Consider the following 3115-nt stretch of genomic DNA (forward strand, 5'->3'; position numbering starts at 1 on the left):
CCGCGGTGGTGGACGCGCCAGCAGAACTCGACGTCCTCGCCGTACAGATCGATCGCGGTGTCGAATCCCCCGAGCTCGCGGAACAGGTCGGCGCGCACGAGGAGGCAGGCCGTCGGCAGCACGAACACGTCACGGACGCCATCGTGCTGCTCCTGGTCGACTTCACCGGGCTCGACCGGTTGATCGATCTCACCGAACCGGTCGAGACCGACGCCGACGCTGCGCAGGATTCCGGGATCGTCCCACTCGACGAGCTTCGGTCCCACCGCGCCCGCATTCGAGCGGTACAACTCCTCGACCATCACCCGGACGGCATCACGGTCGGGAGCGACGTCGTCGTGGCAGAACAGGAAGAAGCCGTTCTCCCCGTCGACCAGCCTCGTCACCTCGTTGGCCGCGCTCGCGAATCCTGGGTTGGTTCCCAGCGAACGGACGAAGGCATCGGGCAACCGGGCCATGATCGCGGACGTGATCTCGTCGAGACCGACCGTTGAACCAGCAGCCGATTCTGTCACGAGGAACACGAATCTCAGATTGGGATAGTCCTGGTCCGCGCAGGCCTCGAGCGTCTCCTCGAACCAGTCCCCTGGTTCGTGAACGACGACGACGGCCACGACGGGCGGTGCGCTGAGAGTCTCCGGTTCCACGACGTGCCGAGGCTATCGGCGCGGTCTGGCTCAATCGGGTCACCCGGCCATCGTGTGCCACACGTCGTTCTCCGATGCCCGGCCCTGTCGAGGAGCGCGCTCGTCTCGCTTGGTAGCCTCATCGGATGGCCGTGTACCCGTCGGTGGATCTCACCAACTTCGACGTCGCGGCCGCCACACGGACCGTTCGCAACGCCGGTGACGCCGCCACAGCGACTGCGAACGACCTCGCTCGCGACGCTGTCTACACGGCGATCGGCTTGGGCGTCCTGACCTACCAGCGACTCCAGGTCCGTCGCCGCGAGCTCTCGCGGGACCGACTTCGCTGACCGCGGCGCCCTTCCAGATCCAACGCACCGTGTCCTCCTCCCCCGACCAGACCGCCCCGTCCGACGCCCCGACCCGGCGCCGGATGCCGGTCCCGGACGGAACCATCCCCGTCGGTCTGGCCCTGCTGGTCGCCGGAACCGCGACGTTCGCGTTCTTCCGGATCGGAACCGTCGCCGTCGGCGGCGAGGACGCATTCACCCCGATCGTCTCGCTGTGGTTCGCCACGTTCGCCCTCGCCCCGGGCTTCTTCCTTCCGCTCGAACAGGAACTCGGCCGGGCCCTCGCCCATCGTCGCGCCATCGGCGACGGTTCGGCGCCCGTCGTCCGCAAGGTCGCCAAGCTGAGCGCGGTCCTGGTCGCCGTGATCCTCCTCGTGATCCTCGCGGCCAGCCCCCTGATCGCTCGGTCCTACTTCGACGGGGACTGGCTGATGGTCGTCGCGCTGATGGCGACGTTCGCGGCGTTCGCTCCTGCGCACCTTGCCCGCGGGATCTGTTCGGGAAGCGGTCGCTTCCGGGAATACGCCCTGATCATGGGATCCGACGGCGTGATCCGGATCATCCTCACGATCGTCCTCGCGATCATCGGCATCAAGGCGGCGGGCGCGTACGGGATGGTCATCGCGATCTCACCGCTCTTCGCAGTCGGCTACGTCTGGAGACGTGGCGCGCTCGCACCGTTCCCGCGCCGCCGTCTCGCCGCGGGAGTCGATGTCCCGGCCGGAGACGTCCCGATCGAGGCCGGGGACGACGACGTCCTGGACGAGGGGTCACCTGCGGAGTGGAACGAGGTCACCCCGAATCTCGGATGGCTGCTGCTCGGTTCGGTGTTCGCGGCGGCACTCCTCAACGCCGGGCCGATCACCGCCACGCTGCTCGCGAGCGACAACGAAGCCGATTTCGTGACCCAGTTCTCATTCGGCGTGTTGCTCGCCCGGATCCCGCTCTTCCTCTTCCAGGCCGTACAGGCCGCCCTCCTGCCCGGGCTGAGTCGTCTCGCCGCTCGCGGTGAGTTGGTCGAGTTCCGTGCCGGCCTTCTGCGGCTGGCCTATCTCGTGATCGTCGTCGGCATCGTCGGCACGGCCGGAGCGTTCATCCTCGGGCCGTTGGCGGCCGACCTCGTGTACGACGTCGACCTCAGCGGTCGGACGCTGGCGATGCTGGCACTCGCGAGCAGCGTCTACATGCTCGCGTTGGCGCTCGGTCAAGCCGTCATCGCGCTCAAGGGCCATGCGCTCGTGGCTCTCGGCTGGGGCTTCGGCCTCGCCACGTTCGTGCTCGTCACCTGGTTGTCGAGCGACGAACTCTTCCGACGGATCGAGTTCGGCCTGCTGTTCTCGTCGGTCGCCGCGTTCGTCGCGTTTGCGATCGCATTGCAGCGACGCCTCGCGTCGGGGGTCGTTCCCGACCAGGGCTCGGTCATCGAGGCAACCGCACCTCTCGAGTGAGCGTTACGTAACGGGTCAGACCCGTTACGTAACGGTCAGCGGGCCTTGGCGGCTTCGATCTCCAGGTCGTTCTCGACCATCATGTGGATCAACGACGAGAAGTCGACTTCGGGCTTCCAACCGAGCTTGTCGGCGGCCTTGGACGGGTCGCCGATCAGCAGGTCGACCTCGGCCGGTCGGTAGAACTTCGGATCCTGGCGCACGTACTTCTGCCAGTCGTCGATGCCGACCGCCGCGAACGACAACTGCACGAGCTCCTCGACCGAGTGGGTCTCACCGGTGGCGAGGACGTAGTCGTCGGGCTCGTCCTGCTGCAGCATCATCCACATGCCCTTGACGTAGTCACCGGCATAGCCCCAGTCACGCTTGGCGTCGAGGGTGCCCATCACCAGCTCGTGCTGGAGACCGAGCTTGATGCGTGCGGCGGCGTTGGTGACCTTGCGGGTCACGAACTCGATCCCACGGCGTGGGCCCTCGTGGTTGAACAGGATCCCTGAGCAGGCGAACAGGTCGTACGACTCGCGGTAGTTGACAACGATGTCATGGCCGAACACCTTGGCGCAACCGTACGGCGAGCGCGGATGGAACGGCGTCAGCTCGGTCTGGGGGGTCTCGCGGACCTTGCCGAACATCTCCGACGAGGACGCCTGGTAGAAGCGGATCGGGTTGTTCTGGGTCCCGCCGACCATCC

Annotated in this window: 4 protein-coding genes; 2 read left to right on the top strand and 2 right to left on the bottom strand. The window is 66.9% G+C overall.

All coding sequences use genetic code 11. The features are described 5' to 3' along the window. Positions 1-647 (bottom strand): glycosyltransferase family 2 protein (locus WBV89_RS17790; RefSeq protein WP_423982670.1); only part of this gene is annotated, 647 nt, incomplete at its 3' end. Between the two features lie 125 nt (positions 648-772). Here WBV89_RS17790 and WBV89_RS17795 point away from each other — a divergent pair. Further along, positions 773-976: a hypothetical protein gene (locus WBV89_RS17795; RefSeq protein WP_423982671.1), complete on the top strand. Its 204-nt coding sequence runs from the start codon at positions 773-775 to the stop codon at positions 974-976. 29 nt (positions 977-1005) lie between these two features. After that, positions 1006-2424 carry a lipopolysaccharide biosynthesis protein gene (locus tag WBV89_RS17800; RefSeq protein ID WP_423982672.1) on the top strand — a complete coding sequence of 473 codons (1419 nt, stop codon included), beginning with the start codon at positions 1006-1008 and terminating at the stop codon, positions 2422-2424. Positions 2425-2459: 35 nt separating this feature from the next. Here WBV89_RS17800 and WBV89_RS17805 read toward each other — a convergent pair. Then, a partial coding sequence (locus WBV89_RS17805; RefSeq protein ID WP_423982673.1) for a GDP-mannose 4,6-dehydratase occupies positions 2460-3115 on the bottom strand: 656 nt, incomplete at its 5' end.

It is taken from the genome of Ilumatobacter sp. (genome assembly GCF_049588435.1).
In the GTDB taxonomy this organism is placed as follows: Bacteria; Actinomycetota; Acidimicrobiia; order Acidimicrobiales; family Ilumatobacteraceae; genus Ilumatobacter_A.

Excerpts from the sequence above, each read along its gene's own strand:
- WBV89_RS17795 (WP_423982671.1), top strand. The coding sequence starts at position 773 with ATGGCCGTGTACCCGTCGGTGGATCTCACCAACTTCGACGTCGCGGCC.